General features: G+C 64.1%; 14 protein-coding genes. 8 read left to right on the forward strand and 6 right to left on the reverse strand.

The window, feature by feature from the left end; all coding sequences use genetic code 11:
- Positions 1-22: 22 nt before the first annotated feature.
- Positions 23-1,027, reverse strand: coding sequence for an ABC transporter permease (locus MesoLj_RS14975; RefSeq protein WP_181180002.1), 1,005 nt, complete (start codon positions 1,025-1,027; stop codon positions 23-25).
- Positions 1,028-1,290: 263 nt separating this feature from the next.
- Between MesoLj_RS14975 and MesoLj_RS14980 the strand changes: the two genes are divergently transcribed.
- A complete protein-coding gene (locus MesoLj_RS14980) occupies positions 1,291-1,599 on the forward strand; it encodes a hypothetical protein (protein ID WP_202326502.1) in 309 nt (102 codons plus the stop codon).
- A 130-nt stretch (positions 1,600-1,729) separates the two neighbouring features.
- Here the strand turns inward: MesoLj_RS14980 and MesoLj_RS14985 are convergent, their stop codons facing one another.
- Entirely contained in the window at positions 1,730-2,230 is a 501-nt protein-coding gene (locus MesoLj_RS14985) for a peptide deformylase (protein WP_140774241.1), read from the reverse strand.
- A gap of 211 nt (positions 2,231-2,441) precedes the next feature.
- Between MesoLj_RS14985 and MesoLj_RS14990 the strand changes: the two genes are divergently transcribed.
- Together MesoLj_RS14990 and MesoLj_RS14995 are read left to right on the forward strand one after the other, a co-directional pair.
- The gene (locus MesoLj_RS14990) at positions 2,442-3,464 is read left to right on the forward strand and encodes an LLM class flavin-dependent oxidoreductase (RefSeq protein WP_202326503.1); all 1,023 of its coding nucleotides are present in this window, start codon (positions 2,442-2,444) and stop codon (positions 3,462-3,464) included.
- 58 nt (positions 3,465-3,522) lie between these two features.
- The gene (locus MesoLj_RS14995; protein ID WP_202326504.1) at positions 3,523-4,170 is read left to right on the forward strand and encodes a ThuA domain-containing protein; all 648 of its coding nucleotides are present in this window, start codon (positions 3,523-3,525) and stop codon (positions 4,168-4,170) included.
- Positions 4,171-4,390: 220 nt separating this feature from the next.
- Here the strand turns inward: MesoLj_RS14995 and MesoLj_RS15000 are convergent, their stop codons facing one another.
- The gene (locus MesoLj_RS15000) at positions 4,391-6,409 is read right to left on the reverse strand and encodes an amidase (RefSeq protein ID WP_202326505.1); all 2,019 of its coding nucleotides are present in this window, start codon (positions 6,407-6,409) and stop codon (positions 4,391-4,393) included.
- Between the two features lie 258 nt (positions 6,410-6,667).
- Here MesoLj_RS15000 and MesoLj_RS15005 point away from each other — a divergent pair, with 258 nt between their 5' ends.
- Both MesoLj_RS15005 and MesoLj_RS15010 read left to right on the forward strand, forming a co-directional pair.
- Positions 6,668-6,922, forward strand: a complete 255-nt coding sequence (locus MesoLj_RS15005) for a hypothetical protein (protein WP_202326506.1) — start codon at positions 6,668-6,670, stop codon at positions 6,920-6,922.
- 78 nt (positions 6,923-7,000) lie between these two features.
- The gene (locus MesoLj_RS15010; protein WP_202326507.1) at positions 7,001-7,201 is read left to right on the forward strand and encodes a hypothetical protein; all 201 of its coding nucleotides are present in this window, start codon (positions 7,001-7,003) and stop codon (positions 7,199-7,201) included.
- Positions 7,202-7,237: 36 nt separating this feature from the next.
- Here MesoLj_RS15010 and MesoLj_RS15015 read toward each other — a convergent pair whose 3' ends face one another.
- Positions 7,238-8,458, reverse strand: coding sequence for an alpha-D-ribose 1-methylphosphonate 5-triphosphate diphosphatase (locus tag MesoLj_RS15015; protein ID WP_202326508.1), 1,221 nt, complete (start codon positions 8,456-8,458; stop codon positions 7,238-7,240).
- A gap of 437 nt (positions 8,459-8,895) precedes the next feature.
- Between MesoLj_RS15015 and MesoLj_RS15020 the strand changes: the two genes are divergently transcribed.
- Complete coding sequence (locus MesoLj_RS15020) at positions 8,896-9,654, forward strand: SDR family NAD(P)-dependent oxidoreductase (RefSeq protein WP_202326509.1); 759 nt, start codon at positions 8,896-8,898, stop codon at positions 9,652-9,654.
- Positions 9,651-10,586 (forward strand): sigma-70 family RNA polymerase sigma factor, encoded by a 936-nt coding sequence (locus MesoLj_RS15025; protein ID WP_202326510.1) that lies wholly within the window; start codon positions 9,651-9,653, stop codon positions 10,584-10,586. The genes MesoLj_RS15020 and MesoLj_RS15025 overlap by 4 nt, the downstream gene beginning before the upstream one ends.
- Before the next feature lie 101 nt (positions 10,587-10,687).
- Here MesoLj_RS15025 and MesoLj_RS15030 read toward each other — a convergent pair whose 3' ends face one another.
- Complete coding sequence (locus tag MesoLj_RS15030) at positions 10,688-11,722, reverse strand: class I SAM-dependent methyltransferase (protein ID WP_202326511.1); 1,035 nt, start codon at positions 11,720-11,722, stop codon at positions 10,688-10,690.
- 282 nt (positions 11,723-12,004) lie between these two features.
- On the opposite strand from MesoLj_RS15030, the gene MesoLj_RS15035 reads away from it, so the two are divergent.
- Positions 12,005-14,005, forward strand: coding sequence for a putative bifunctional diguanylate cyclase/phosphodiesterase (locus MesoLj_RS15035; RefSeq protein ID WP_140774230.1), 2,001 nt, complete (start codon positions 12,005-12,007; stop codon positions 14,003-14,005).
- A gap of 55 nt (positions 14,006-14,060) precedes the next feature.
- On the opposite strand, the gene MesoLj_RS15040 is transcribed toward MesoLj_RS15035, so the two are convergent.
- Entirely contained in the window at positions 14,061-15,209 is a 1,149-nt protein-coding gene (locus tag MesoLj_RS15040; RefSeq protein WP_202326512.1) for an amidohydrolase, read from the reverse strand.
- Between the last annotated feature and the right edge of the window lie 43 nt (positions 15,210-15,252).

Raw genomic sequence — 15,252 nt, forward strand, 5'->3', positions numbered from 1 at the left:
TGATGTTTCGGCTTGATGTTTTTCAGATATCGCCGCTCTGCGAGGTCTGCTCGTCGCGCGGATTGATGATGGCGTCGATCGCCAGCGCACCCAGCAGGATCACGCTCTTGATCAGGTTCTGGCTGGTGTAGCTGAAGTTGAGGATCGTCATGCCGTTGGTCAGGATGCCGACCAGGATGGTGCCGACGATGACGTTGCGCACGCCGCCCTGGCCGCCGGAGAGGCCGATGCCGCCCAGCACCACGACCAAAAGCACGTCGTAGATCAGGCTGGAATTGTAGAGGCGCGTGTCGATGCCGGTGACAAGCCCCAGCATGATGATGCCGGCGGTAAAGGCGATCAGCGCGCTCAGCACATATTGCGTCACGATGATCGGGCGCGTCGGCAGGCCGGTGGTGCGGGCCGCGTTCGGATTGTCGCCGGTGGCATAGACCAGCCGTCCGAAGCGGGTCTTGCGCAGGAAGAAGCCCATCAGCGCCGCAACCGCCGCGAAGATGATCACGACCATCGGGATGCCGAGGATGGTGCCGCTGCCGATGAATTTCAGCCAGGCGATGTTTGATGGCGCATAGAGCACGTCGGAGGCAAAGACGATGCGGCCCGAACCGTAGACCGAGGAGGCGATGGCAAGCGTGGCGAAGATCGGCGGGATTTCGGCAATCGCCACCATGATGCCGGTGAACAGGCCGATGGCCGCTGCAAGAAGGGCGCCGCAGACAACGGCCAGCGTGAAGTCCACGCCCCAGGTGGAAATCCAGATCGAGAAGGCGACGCCGACCACCATCACCGCCACCATGGTGAGGTCAATGCCGCGGCCGACGACGATGAAGCCCATGCCGACCGCCAGCGTGCCGAGGATCGAGACGTTCTTGAGGATGGCAATGATATTGCCCTGGGTCAGGAAATTGTTGAGCGTCGCGGAGAAGGCGAGGAAGAGGATGACCGAGATCGCGACGACGACGAGCTCCTGGGACATCTTGATGCCCATGCGCGCGCCGTCGGATTTGCCCGAACCAGCCAATTTCATTCCTCCCTCGCTGCCAGCGTCAAGCGGCAGCTTGCCCGAGCGGCATTGCCGCTCCGGCGTTTCCTCCACAGCCCTGAGCCGGCTGCCTCCCTGAAGACCATTGCGGCTCGGGGCGGAAGGGGCAATTTCGATTTTCTGATACGCTGTGCAGTTCGCTCCGGCGGACGGCAAATCGCGGGACAGGTAAACCGCTGCCTGGGAACCTTTGTTCGGCTGGTGATTTTGCCTATATAGGAATGCGAATGGCCAGAAGGGTGTTGCCGATGACGACGAAACGCTTTGCGATCTGCGCTCTTGCCCTGGCGATGGCCTGTGGCGTGTCCGCGCCGGCATTTGCCGGAGCCAAGCACCACCACCACCGGCATCACCACACTCAGAGCCAATACTACAGTCAGGCCGGGTCCGAACGCTACGTTCCCGCCGATGACGATCTCATCGGCTTCCTGTTCGGTGGCCCGCGCTATTACGACCAGCAGCTGTTCACGACCGCCGCTGGCGCCTGCTCCTACGACCGGGTGAGCCCGGACGCGAACGCGACGAACAAGATCAACGATCATCACTGCGGGAAATGAAGGCCGGAGAGATTCAGGCTGCTTCCCATCCCGCAAAGCGATCGGGGCGCAGCCATTCCTGGCCTGGATTGCAATCAGCGCGGAACGATGTTGCCGGCCAGTGCCGGTTCCCTGCGGTTTGTCGTGGCGCCTACGAGGCTCGCATCAGTTTGCCGTAACGCTTGATCAGCCGGTCGCGCTTCAGGCGCGTCAGCCTTTGCGTCCAGAAGACCCCGTCCAGTTGATCGATCTCATGCTGGTGGCAAACCGCCAGCAGGCCATCGGCGTCCTCGAACCGCTCGTTGCCATCCAGATCCTGATAGCGGACCCGGATGCGGGCGTGGCGCTCGATATCCTCCGTGACACCGGGCATCGAGACACTGCCTTCCGCATGACGGATCATTTCGGTCGAGGCCTGGATGATCGATGGATTTACGTAGATCCCCGGCTTTGCGGCGGAGGGAAGCTGGATCACGACCAGGCGCCTCAGAATGCCGATATGCGGGCCGGTGATGCCGATCCCCGGCGCCGCGTGCATGGTGTCGACAAGGTCGCGGGCCAATCCGTGCAGGTCGCCGTCGAACAGCTGTACAGGTTCCGCCACGGCGCGGAGGAGGGGATTGGGGAACCTTATGATCGGCCGAACCGCCATGGACCACTTTCTCAAATCGCCAATCATTGCCTTTTCAGCGGGACCGCAGGCGATCGACGGCCCCTGGGCATGAGACAGGACGCGGGGCATGAGACGGGACGCGGCCGGTCACTCCCTGTGTATGGCGCCCTTTGGTGTTGCTCAAGGCGACGGTGTGTAACCCCGCTGTTTTGGCATTGAAGCACGCGCCGCTCGCATATACTTCAGGGCCATGAAAAAAATCGGTTTCCTGTCATTCGGGCATTGGACGCCCTCGTCGCAATCGCAGGTGCGCTCGGCTTCCGACGCGCTGCTGCAGTCCATCGATCTCGCCGTCGCGGCCGAACAGCTCGGCGCGGATGGCGCCTATTTCCGCGTGCATCATTTTGCCCGCCAGCTGGCCTCGCCATTCCCGCTGCTGGCGGCTGTCGGCGCCAAGACCAGCCGCATCGAGATCGGCACCGCCGTCATCGACATGCGTTACGAGAACCCGCTCTACATGGCCGAGGATGCGGGTGCCGCCGACATCATCGCCGGCGGCCGCCTGCAGCTCGGCATCAGCCGTGGTTCGCCCGAGCAGGTCATCGATGGCTGGCGCTATTTCGGCTACCAGCCGCAGGAAGGCAAAAGCGACGCCGACATGGCGCGGCATCACGCCGAGGTTTTTCTCGACACGCTGCGTGGCGAAGGCTTCGCACAGCCCAATCCGCGGCCGATGTTCCCCAACCCGCCTGGCCTGCTTCGGCTCGAGCCGCATTCGGAAGGCCTGCGCGAGCGCATCTGGTGGGGTGCGGCCACCAACGCCACCTCGGAATGGGCGGCGAAGCTTGGCATGAACCTGCAGAGCTCGACGCTCAAATTCGACGAGACCGGCAAGCCGTTCCACATCCAGCAGGCCGAGCAGATCCGCGTCTATCGCGAGGCCTGGAAGGCGGCCGGCCACAGCCACGAGCCGCGCGTCTCGGTCAGCCGCAGCATCTTCGCGCTGGTCGACGACCGCGACCGCGCCTATTTCGGGCGTGGCAATGAGAGCCGCGACCAGATCGGCTTCATCGAGGAAAACACCAGGGCGATCTTCGGCCGCAGCTACGCCGCCGAGCCTGACGTGCTGATCAAGGAATTGGCGCAGGACGAGGCGATCGCCGAGGCCGACACGCTGCTGCTCACCGTGCCCAACCAACTCGGCGTCGACTACAACGCCCATGTCATCGAGGCGATCCTGACCCATGTCGCGCCGGCACTGGGCTGGCGCTGACGGCCACGCCGTGTAACCATCTCCCGAGGCGCGGCGCGCGGTTCGGGAGGTTCACGGCATGGCGAAGAAGGCCCTGATTGCCTGGGGCGGCTGGGAAGGCCACACGCCCGAGCGTAGCGCCGGGGTTGTGCGCAAACTGCTTGAGCGAAACGGATTTGATGTCACGCTGGGCGAGGGCGCGGCGATGTTCGCCGATCCGGAATTGTCATCCTTCGACCTCATCGTGCCCGTCATCACCATGTCGACGATCGAGAAGGCCGAGCTTCAGAACCTGACGCAGGCCGTTCGCGGCGGAAGCGGGCTCGGCGGCTTCCACGGCACGATGGGCGACAGTTTTCGCAACGAGCCCGACTACCAGTTCATGACTGGCGGCCAGTGGGTCGCGCATCCCGGCAACATCATCGACTATCAGGTGGTCATCACCCGGCCGGACGATCCGATCACCAGCGGCATCGGCGACTTCGCCTACCGGTCGGAGCAGTATTACATGCATGTCGACCCGAGCAATGAGGTGCTCGCGACGACGATTTTCAGCGATGCGCATTTCCCGGGCATTGGCGGGGTTGCCATGCCGGTGGTGTGGAAGCGCAGGTATGGCGCGGGGAAGGTCTTCTACAGTTCGCTTGGGCACACGGCGGATGAGTTCGCGGTGCCGGAGATGGCGCTGATCGTGGAACGCGGTTTGCTCTGGGCGGCGCGGGGGTAACAGTAGCCGTTGGCGCTCTACGGCGCCCCCCTCTGTCCTGCCGGACATCTCCCCCACGAGGGGGGAGATCGGCCGTCACCGCGGCCTTCGCGAATTTTCAAAGTTGCAGGAAAGAGCGAGGCGTCAAAGCTGCTAATCTCCCCCCTCGTGGGGGAGATGTCCGGCAGGACAGAGGGGGGGCGTGACGGAACTCGACGGTGGGTGTTGGCTTTACCGCTGCTCACCCAATCCCGCCCGTAACCACATAGGCGCCAGCACTACGCCCATCCTCCAGCCGCACCACCGCCGTCACGATCGAGCCATACGAAGCGCGCCAGACGCTGTGGGACCTCTGATGCTCGGCGGCGAGAACGAAGGCGCTCCCGTTGAAGCGCGTGCCGCTCCGTTGCATGGTGACGGGCTCTCCGTTGACGTGCACCTTGATGCCGGCGTTCTTCGCCTCGACGGGCAGATCGAGCGTGATGACGATTTCGTCCTGATCGCCCAAGGCGCGCGTCTCGGCGGCAAGTGCGATTGCGAGCGGTGGCGCCTTGCCGCTGCCGGCTTGAGTGGATCGGCCCGAAAACACATCATCGGCCAGCTCAGGCGTGCGTGGCGGGCTCGTCCGGCGCTGGGTCGATTGTTCGAAATCGCCGGCCATGCGCAGCAGCCTTTCGTCGTCATAGGCCTTGCCGGCGAAGGTGAGGCCGACGGGCATGCCGATATCGGCCATTGTGCCCATCGGCACGGTGACGGTCGGGATGCCGAAATGGCGCCAGACCAGATTGCCGTTGGCGACCCAGGTGCCGTTGCGCCAGGCGAGGTCGGCCGACGCCTCGTTGATGTCGGCGTCGGCCGGTCCGACATCGGCGGCGGCCGGCAGCACGACGGCGTCGATGCCGTGTGCGTCCAGCCAGTCCTCGAAATCGACGCGCCTTGTTGTTTCCAGCCCCGTCAGCCCATCTGCAATCGTCGGGATGTCCTCGAAGGGCGTGACGCCGGATTTCGCGCGCTCGACATATTCAGCAACATCGAAGCCGCCTTCATAGCGGTCGGGCAGCGTGCCGGGCGGCTGCGGAAAGATCCTGGGGCCGTCGACCGAGGCGAGATCGGGAAGCGCCGGGTCGGCATTGGCGCGCAGGAAATCGTCCCAGCCCCAGATGCAGAGATCCCAGATTTCGCGTTCGGCGAAATCCGGCGGCACCAGCCCGCGCTCTGCCATGGTGCGCGCGCCGGGGCGATCGCGTTCGTAATTGGAGACGACGGGAAAATCGACCTCCACCACCTCGGCGCCCAGTCTTTGGAGGTCGGCCGCTGCCTGCTCCCACAGCGCAAGCACCGAGGCGCGGGTTTCGATCGGCCGGTCGGCTCCGCTGTCGCGGCCGATATACATGCGGGGCACGCCGAGCCGTTTGCCCTTCAGTGAACCCGCGAGCGTCAATTCGGTGTAGCGTGGCGGCCGCGCCTCGGAGCTCCTGGGCAGCGCGACCCAGGGCTGCGCGCGCCAGAAGTCGCCTCGCGTCTCAGGATCGTCGGCGACGATCACGTCGAGCAGTTCGAGCATGTCGGGCACGCTGCGCGTGTGAGGCACGACCACGTCCATGGTCGGCACCAGTGGCCAGTTGCCGCGCACGGAAATCACGCCGCGCGAGGGCGTGTAGGCGACAAGCGCGTTGTTGGTGGCCGGCGCGCGCCCGGACGACCAGGTTTCCTCGCCAAGCCCGAAGGCGCAGAAACTGGCCGATGTCGCCGTGCCGGAGCCATTGGACGAGCCCGAGGCAAAGGCGGCGGTCAGATAATCGGCATTGTAGGGGCTTTCGGCGCGGCCATAGACGCCGCGCTGCATGCCGCCATTGGCCATTGGCGGCATGTTGGTGAGACCGACCAGCACCGCGCCGCCGGCGCGCAGCCGGGCGATGGTGAAGGCGTCCTCATTGGCGACGAGATGCTCGAAGGCCGGCGAGCCGGCGGCGACCGTCAGGCCTTTGACCTTGTAGCTGTCCTTGGCGGTGTAAGGGATGCCGTCGAGCGGCCCGAGCAAGGCGCCGTCGCGCCGACGCCGGTCGGAAGCGGCGGCCTCCTCGAACATATCAGGATTGAGCACCGGAACGGCATTGAGGCTGATGCCGTGACGGTCGAAATGCGCGATGCGCCTGAGATACACCCCGACCAGTTCGACGCTGGTGACGAGGCCCTCGTCGAGCGCACGTCGCAATTGTTCGATGGTGGCTTCGACGATGTGCAGGCTGGCATCGGTCATCTTCTGGTCCCCGGCTCGTTTCCAGGCCATGGATGAGCGAGGCCGCCGGCTTCGGCAAGGGCCAACACGCAGTCTTTGTCGGAACGTGTTGTTCCTGCGGTCGCCAGCCAGGCGATTCTTGCGCGTCCCGCCGCATGACATGGCCCCATGTCGGCGATGCCGCTGGCATATACGTTCCATTGTGATAAAAAAAGCATCACCTGTTGCAACTTCAGGCGAGCGGTTGCGTTAACGGCTCCCGGGGACACGAGGTTTGCATTGGACCGTTTTGAGATCCTGAACGAGCCGACAGGCACGTATTCGATTTTCGACAGATTCACGGAGTTGCCGGCGACGGCGGGAGGCAAGACATTCATCGGGCTCTACCGGCACGAAGTGCCGCTGGCGCTGCTCGCCATCATGGAGGCTTTCAGGCCTGGAGCCGGGTCACTGCTACCGTCACTCGCGGTGCTGGGCGGCTGGCGTCAACAAAATGACTTGAAAGATCATCAATCGGACGGCTTGCAAGCGTAAGTTGAATCTCGCAGAAGTTGCGCCGAGAGCATATGATTGAAGAAAACACCGCCGCTATCCCAGCATGAGAGGGGAATCATGTCTGACCAGAATGCCCTTATCCGCGCGGCCATTGGACGGCTGCTTTCGGAGAAAACCGGAGCCGCGGTCATTTCCATGAAAGAGAGTGTCGCCGAGCTGCTGGCCATGACCGGCGCGGTGCAGACCGTCGAAACCCTGCAGGACCTGCTGCTGGAAATGGCCGAGGTGCGCGGCATGACGGTCATGCTCGACGTCTAGGGCAAGCCACCGTTTCACGTTTTTCCTGGAGCAGCCTCAGCGCAATTCGAACCCAGCCGGTACCCGTTGAGCCGCGTGGCCAAGGTGTTCCACTTGCCGCGCCGGTGCCAGCGTGCCGTCGCCGTAGATCATGCGTCCGGCGCGGAAGGTCGCACGGACGCGTGGTACCGGATGGCGGTCGGCCACGACGAGATCGGCCAGGAGGCCGGGCTCGATGGCGCCGCGATCGGTGAGCCCCACGGCCCCGGCAGGATTGGCGCTTGTCAGCGCCGCCGCTGTCACCAGCCCTTCGCCACGCAGCTCCGCCAGGCCGAGCACGGCCGGCAGGATCGAGGCCGGGTGGTAGTCACTCGCCAGCATGTCGAGCAGCCCGGCCTCGTAGGCCTGCCGCGCGGAGAGATTGCCGGAATAGGATTCCCCGCGCAACGCGTTGGGTGCGCCCATGGCCGTGTGCATGCCGAGCCTGCGGGCTTCGCGCGCTGCTTCGAGCGTCACCGGGAATTCGCTGAGCGCGGCGCCCAGGCCGTGGACGAGTTCCACCTTCTCCAACGTGTCGTCGTCATGCGAGGCCAGCACGACGCCATGGGCCCGCGCGCGGGCCGACAGGTCCTGCAGCGCGTTCAGCACGTCGCCCTGGCCCTGGCGGCCGGCCATGCGCTTGCCGACGACCTCGGAGGCCGCGGCAACGGACATGCCGCGCTCGTTGGCGACGCGGGCGATGTAGAGTTCGACGTCGCGGTATTGCCCTTGTCCGGGTGTGTGGTCCATCAGCGAGATCAGGTGCAGCCGGCCCGCATCCATCAGCTTCTGCAGCATGGCGATCGCGGGGGTGAAGGTCACCTCGAAGCGGGCATGGATGCGGTGGTCGACCAGCAGGTCGTCCTTCAGTTCGGCGATGGTCTCGATAATCGCCGACGTATGATCTTCCGAGCGCAGCACGCCGCTGGTGACACTGGCGCCGATGAAGGAGAGCGCGGCATAGGCCGTGGTGACGCCACATGAGGCAAGCTTCTTGTCGAGCTCGGCGATGCCGATCCGCATCGGCACGTGGACGCCGGTGCGCGGCTCGACTTCCTTCTCCACCATGTCGCCATGCATGTCGATGAAGCCCGGCAGCAGCAGGCGCCCGCCGCCCTCAATGTCGGCATGCTCGACCGGCGCGTCGCGGATCTCGGCAATCCGGCCGTCTTCGATCCTGACGGCGCCGTTCGGGACGACACGGTCGCGCAGGACGATCTCGAATTCACTCAGCCACATCTGATGTCTCTTGCAAGGAAGCTGTTTCAAGGTGGGTTTCGCGGTCGGCAAGGCCGGCGACATCATCGGGGTGATGCGTCTCGAGGACCTTGCCGAGCCCGGATCGATAGCACGAGGGACGATCAATCAGGCGAAAATTGTATGGTCATGGCAGGGCCTGTAGCTTGGCGTGAACGGGTTGCGGGGCGCGCTGACCCGAGTGGACTGGTCGGTACCTTATGTTGCACGAATCAGCCCGTCGCGCGTGACCATAAGGCTGTTCGCTATCGTCTTTGTGACACCGGGGATCGTGTGAAACGAGCGGCATGTGCCGCGGCGCGCGCGCTGCGACCCTTGCCGCCAAATCGCTCGTCGCCGCCACGTTTCTTCCGGCAGTGCTGACTCTTTTCCGAAAGCTCGAACGTCTTAGCTACAGTGAAGCAATGGAGCAGGGTCAAATGAGCCTCAAGGACAAGAAAATCGTGGTCACCGGTGGCAGCCGGGGACTTGGCCTCGGGCTGGTCGAAGCGCTGGTCGAGCGGGGCGCAGAGGTGACCGTCGTCGCGCGCGGCGCCGAGGCGCTGGAGGCGGTCGGCGCGCGGCTTGGCGTTGCAACGATCCGCGCCGACGTTACGGACGAGGACGCCGCCTATCGCATCCTCGGCGAGGTTCGCCCCGACATAGTGGTGCTGAACGCTGGTGCCGTCCCCCGGATGGGCCGGCTGGATCAGCTGAAGTGGGAGGATTTCTCCGTCGCCTGGGAAACCGACGTCAGGGCCGGACTCTACTGGCTGCAGGCGGCGCTCAACCTGCCGCTCAAGCCGGGCAGCCGGGTGCTGGTGGGATCGAGTGGTGCCGCCGTTACCGGATCGCAGATGTCGGGCGGTTATGGCGGCTCCAAGCGCATGCTGTGGTTCATGGCCAAATATGCCAATGGCGTGGCGCAGGAGAAGAAGCTCGGCATCCGCTTCCAGGCGATCGTGCCGCGGCAGATGATCCTCGGCACGGGAATCGGGGATGCGGCAGCCGGCGCCTATGCCGGCTCCATGGGCATCACGCCAGAACAATTCGTCACCCGTTTCGGCGCGCCGATGCCGCCCCGGGCGTTCGGCGACAGGGTGGTTTCCGTGCTGGAAGACCCGCAATATGCCGAGGGCGTCGTCTTCGGCCTCAACGGCGACGCGGGCGTAACGGTCATGGAGGGTACAGCGGCTTGAGCGAGCGGGAACCTGCCGTGGATCGCGACCGACAGGAAGGGCTGCTTGCCCTTGCGACCGCTCTGCGGCCGGAACTGCACCGCTATTGCGCGCGCCTGATGGGGTCGGTCATCGACGGCGAGGACGTGGTGCAGGACACGTTCGCGCGAGCCTTCGTCGCCCTGGACGAACTGTGCGACGTGCCGCAGCTCAGGCCCTGGCTGTTCCGGATCGCCCACAACCGCGCGCTGGACCTGCTGCGCAGTCGCGCGATCCGCGCCTCGGAGCCCATCGAGGCAGCGCTTGAAATTGCCGATGACAGCAAGGTCGATCCGGTGGAGATGCTGATGCACAGGGAGGCGGTAGAGACCGCCGTGTCGCGCTTCGCGGAGCTTCCGCTGCTTCAGCGCAGCGTCGTCATCCTCAAGGATGTGCTCGACGAGCCGCTGGCCGAAATTGCCGCCTTGCTCGGCATTTCGGTCGATGCGGTGAAGGCGCATCTGGCACGCGGCCGCGCCCGGCTTCGGCAGATCAATGCCCAGGCCGAGCCGCTTCCCGACGCGCGCATCGCGTCGGCCGCCGTGGTGCGCTATGTGACACTGTTCAACCGGCGCGACTGGGATGGCTTGCGCGCGCTGCTTGCCGACGATGTGAGGCTTCAGCAGTCCATGCATCCGCCGCGCTCGGGTGCCGCCGATGTCGGGATGTTCTTCACCATCTATGCAAAGAGCGATGGCCTGTGGCTCAAGCCGGCATGGGTCGAGGGCCGTGAGGTGATCGCCGTGTTCGAGCACCGGACCGCGCCGAAGCCGATCCACTTCATGTGGCTGGAATGGCGGGAAGGGCGGATCAGCTTCATCCGCGACTATCGCTATGTCGGCTATGTCACCGACGATGCCGAACTGGTGCTGCCAGGCGACGCAGGATCCTTCGGCCGCGGCACCGGATATTGATGAGCGGCGACCTGGCGCCGATCTCGCTTGGCGACGTTTGGCTACCGGCAGCAATGCGCAAGCATCACCGCCGGGCTGATGGCAAGGTTCAGCGGAGGTTGTTACCCGCGCTTTTCAATCACGGCGTACAGCACGTTGCGGTTCTCGCCGAAGTATACCTGCGCCTCGACGGTGTTGCGATCGACGCTGGCATTGACGATGTTCCACATGTCGACTTCCGAGCGCAGCAGCAGCACCCAGTCCATGAACGTTTCCCGGTAGCCGGCGTCGGGGGTGCCCTCGGCGTAGTTGGCGAACAGGAATGTGCCGTTCGGCTTCAGCATCTGCAGGCAGGTCTTGGTCAGCTTCACGGCGACGTTGTGCTGGAGGTAGTCGTAGAGGCCGGAGGCGTAGATGAGATCGAACTTGCCGAGCTTGTGGCCCCTGGTCAGCACCGTCCGCACCGAGCCGTCGATGGCCTCGACCGCGGTGCCATGGAAGTCGCGCGCGATCAGCCCGACGCTCTGCGGATCCTGGTCGAGCGCGACCCAGCGCTTGAGCCGGCCCTCGGCGAGCGCGACGGAGCGATTGGCTTCGCGCAAATGGCCGGCGGCGATCGCCAGCACCTCGGTTTCCGGTCCGTTCCTGGCCGCGGCCTCGTCGACATAGCGGGTCAGGAGATCGCGCCGTTCCCGCGCCGCGACGCATGACGGAACGTTCTGGGTATGGCTGTAAAGCGCCTTGCCGACCTCCGAGGCGTTGGCCACGCTCTCGGCCACGTGCGGGTCGCAATAGATGTAGTCGAGCAGTTCCGCGTCGCCGGAATACCCCCTGGGCTTGGTGAAGGACCAGTGCGTCAGCGGATCCTGGAGGAAGTAGTTCAGGATCGGGTGGTTCTGCGCCACCGGTATCAGGGCTTGCCAGACGTCGGGATGAACCTTGGCACGCAGCGCATTGAGCAGCGACAGCAGGCGGCGCACGATCTCGGCCGGAAATTTCTGCTGCTCGACCTGTTGCTGTGTCGCGTGGAGGATGAGCGCCAGTTCGGCACGGGCGGTTTCGAACGCTTCGCCATGATGTTCAAGCGTGCCTTTACGCAGACTGCCGGCGATGATCTCTGCGGTAATCAGGCTTTGCCCATCGAACACGGTTTGCACACCAGGACTCCTTGGTTAACAGTCAGTTAACTTATTACTTAGAATGCTCCATTTGCCAACGGAGGGTCGGGAGCATTTTATTGTTATGATTAATTTCCCGCTAACCATCTCAATTTATTAGCGATCTTGCAGATAAGAATCCGGGTTCGAGTTAACGCAAACTTGTCTGGCGCCACTGCATTTTACCGCGTGGCAATCGTGTCGCGTCCCAAGGAGTCGTCCTGCGTGGGGGCAGAAGCTGGAAAAGAGTTCGGATCGCAAAGCCCCCTTCGAGAGGGGTTTGTGAACGAGCGCGCGTCATCCAGATTGGCCGATACGGTGGATGTGGAGCCGTATGATCCGCGCCACGAACTGGGGGCCGACGAACTCCGCATCCTTTACCGCAGGGAAGCCCAGGCGAAGCGAAGGGCGGAGGCCAGGCCGGGCCTGTGGATCGCCGTCGTCATCTATGTGTTGTTTTCGGTATCGGATCTGCTGCTGATACCTGACGTGGCGGCCTACACGATCACCGCGCGCTTCGCGGTTGGCCTGACCGCACTGCTGGTCCTGGAAGCACAGCTTCGCCGGGGTGCCGCGACGGAATGGCTTGACGTGACTTGCGCCGCGGCCATCATCTTTGGCTATATCGGGTGGTTGTTGCCCGCATCCATGGGCGCAAACAAGGAAAGTGTCGCCTATTACATGGTATTCGGCACGATCTTCATGATGAGTGCCAATCTATTTTTTACGTTCAGGTTCAAGGTGTCGATCATAACGTCGACAATCATATTGTGTATCTTGTATGTGGTAAATTACTTTGTTCCGGCGTCGCTGACGTACAAGATGGTATTTGGTACTTTTTACGTTTCCTGCTTCACGTTCACCTCCTATGTGAACTGGAAGCTGAACGAGGAGCGCTACAACGTCTTCCTGAACGCTCTCGAGGCCAAGATCCAGCACAAGGAGGCCACCGAACGCGGCAAGGCCCTGCTGAGGCTGTCGCGGACGGATCCGCTGACAGGCCTGGAGAACCGGCGCGCCATCGACGAGAAGCTGCGCGATTACTGGAGCGACTGGCAAAAGCTCGGCAGCAAGTTCGCGGCCATCCTCATCGACGTCGACTTCTTCAAGAAATTCAACGACTGCTACGGCCACCAGGAAGGCGACCGCTGCCTGATCCATGTCGCCAATGCGCTGAGCGATCTGATCAAGAACTACAATGGCTCGATCGGGCGCTACGGCGGCGAGGAATTCATTGTGCTCGCCCGCATGGACAAGAAGAGCCAGGTCGCGGAGCTGGCGGAAGCCATCTGCCGCACAGTGGAGAACCTCGCGCTTACCCACGAGCTCAGGCGGGACGGGATCTCGATCGTCACGGCGAGCGTGGGTGCCGCCTTCACCAGGACGCAGGCTGGCGCCAAGCTGGAGAAGATCATCCACGAGGCCGATCGCGCGCTCTATCTGGCAAAGGCCAGCGGCCGCAATTGTGCCCGGCTGTTCGACCCGACCGATCCGCAAAGCAGCGACGAGAGCGAAAACCTCGCGGCCTTGCTGAAGATCGCGATCGGCCAGAGCCTCGTTTCGCTCGTCTATCAACCTATCCAGGATGTCGTGTCGGGCCGGGTCGAAGCCGTGGAGGCGCTGATGCGTCTCAAGATGCTGGACGGCACATTGGTTCCGCCGAGCCTGTTCATTCCGGTGGCGGAGCGAACCGGCGCGATCCTGGAACTGGGGCGCTGGGCGATAAGGACGGTCTGCTCCGAACTGCTGGCGGACGATCACATCCGTCTCGTCAGCGTCAACGTCTCTCCGATCCAGCTCAAGACGCCCGGCTTCGCGGCGTCCGTCGCGACCATTCTGGGCGAGACCGGCGTGACCGGCAACAGGCTGGCCTTCGAAATCACCGAAGGGCTCGAGATGGAGATGCACTCGGACATCCTGCGCTGCATCAGCGACCTGAAGCTGCTGGGCATCAAGATCTGGCTCGATGATTTCGGGACCGGATTCGCCGGCCTTTCATGGCTGCGTCTGATCGATTTCGATACGGTGAAGATCGACCGTTCGTTTCTTCACGATTGCGGCACCCCGAAGGGCATGGCCATGCTCCAGGACATCATCGCCCTGGTCCGCAATCGCGGCCACCAGATCCTGGTCGAAGGGGTGGAAACCGACGAGCAGATCGCCCTCATGCGCGAGTTCGGCATCGACAAGATCCAGGGCTTTCGCGTGGGCCGACCCGTTCCCGCCGCGAATTTCCAGGCCAAGAGGGCCATCCACAAACGCCCGTTCCTCAGGTCCGCCTGACAGGCGCGGACGAACGCGGTTTGCGAGGCCGCGACCGGCTTGCGGCGGCGCCAACTCACCCCAGCAGATTGCGCGCCGTGCGCATGAAGATCCTCGAGCCGATCGGGATCAAATCGTCGGGAAAGTCGTAGTCCGGATTGTGGAGCGCCGGGTGGCGCTCGCCGGCGCCCAGGAAGAACATCGCCGACCTGGCGCTGTGGCCAAACAGGCCGAAATCCTCCGAGGCGCGCATCGGCAGGGCTTCTTCACCATGCACGACGCCCTCTTCCTGAAGCGCGCGTTGCAGGTGTTCCACCGCATCCGGCGCGTTGACGCTGGCGACGAAGATCTCGTGATAATCCCAGCGGGCGGAAAGGCGGTGCCTGCCCGCGATCTCCCCGACCAGCGCCTCGGCGGCGGCGCAAAGGTCCGCCATGCGTTCGTCGCGGCGGGTGCGCAGCGTTGCCCAGACCTGCGCATGCGCGGGCGCGATGCCGAACACGGCTTCACCCATCTCGGCATGGGTGACGGTGACCATGGAGAAATCGTCGTCGGCGAAGGTGGCGCGGCCGAGCGCGGGCAGCGCCGGCATCAGCTCCGAGATCGCCGGCATGGGTGAGACGCCGGTCTCCGGCATGGAGGAATGGGCGGTCTTGCCTTCCAGCACGATGCGCATGCCGCGCGAGGCGCAATTGACCACGCCGGGCTTCAGCCGCACCTCGCCGAACGGCACGCCGGGCAGATTGTGCAGCGAGAAGGCGAAATCCGGCGCGATCTCGCCGTAGCGGGGATCGGCGACGACGCCGGCCGCGCCATTGCCGGTCTCCTCCGCCGGCTGGAACATCAGCACGACGCGGCCGCTGGCCGGGCGTTCGCGGCCGAGCTGACGGCCAAGGGCTGCCAGGATCGCGGTGTGCCCGTCATGGCCGCACATATGCGACTTGCCCGGCACTTGCGAGGCATGCGGCACGCCCGACAGTTCCTCGATCGGCAGCGCGTCGAGTTCGGAGCGGAACAGCACGGTGGGACCTGCCTTGCCGCTGTCATAGACCGCCGCCACGCCGTGTCCGCCCAATCCGGTCAGCACCTTGTCCGGGCCGGTATCGGCGAGGAAGGAGACGACCTCTTGCGCCGTCTTCTCTTCTTCATTGGAGATTTCCGGCTGCCGGTGCAGCTTGCGCCGCCACTCGGTGATCTCGACGATATCCCGGTTGGTGAGGGTCACGCGTTTCCTCCGCCGTTTGCCCTGATCAGCACAGTGTCGCAAA

Source organism: Mesorhizobium sp. 113-3-9, assembly GCF_016756515.1.
Lineage (GTDB): Bacteria > Pseudomonadota > Alphaproteobacteria > Rhizobiales > Rhizobiaceae > Mesorhizobium.

What these genes read in the sequence shown, in the direction of transcription:
- MesoLj_RS14985 (WP_140774241.1), bottom strand. Translation starts at nt 2,230, where the DNA reads ATGGCGGTTCGGCCGATCATAAGGTTCCCCAATCCCCTCCTCCGCGCC.
- MesoLj_RS15000 (WP_202326505.1), bottom strand. Translation starts at nt 6,409, where the DNA reads ATGACCGATGCCAGCCTGCACATCGTCGAAGCCACCATCGAACAATTG.
- MesoLj_RS14975 (WP_181180002.1), bottom strand. Translation starts at nt 1,027, where the DNA reads ATGAAATTGGCTGGTTCGGGCAAATCCGACGGCGCGCGCATGGGCATC.
- MesoLj_RS15020 (WP_202326509.1), top strand. Translation starts at nt 8,896, where the DNA reads ATGAGCCTCAAGGACAAGAAAATCGTGGTCACCGGTGGCAGCCGGGGA.
- MesoLj_RS14980 (WP_202326502.1), top strand. Translation starts at nt 1,291, where the DNA reads ATGACGACGAAACGCTTTGCGATCTGCGCTCTTGCCCTGGCGATGGCC.
- MesoLj_RS15015 (WP_202326508.1), bottom strand. Translation starts at nt 8,458, where the DNA reads ATGTGGCTGAGTGAATTCGAGATCGTCCTGCGCGACCGTGTCGTCCCG.
- MesoLj_RS15010 (WP_202326507.1), top strand. Translation starts at nt 7,001, where the DNA reads ATGTCTGACCAGAATGCCCTTATCCGCGCGGCCATTGGACGGCTGCTT.
- MesoLj_RS14995 (WP_202326504.1), top strand. Translation starts at nt 3,523, where the DNA reads ATGGCGAAGAAGGCCCTGATTGCCTGGGGCGGCTGGGAAGGCCACACG.
- MesoLj_RS14990 (WP_202326503.1), top strand. Translation starts at nt 2,442, where the DNA reads ATGAAAAAAATCGGTTTCCTGTCATTCGGGCATTGGACGCCCTCGTCG.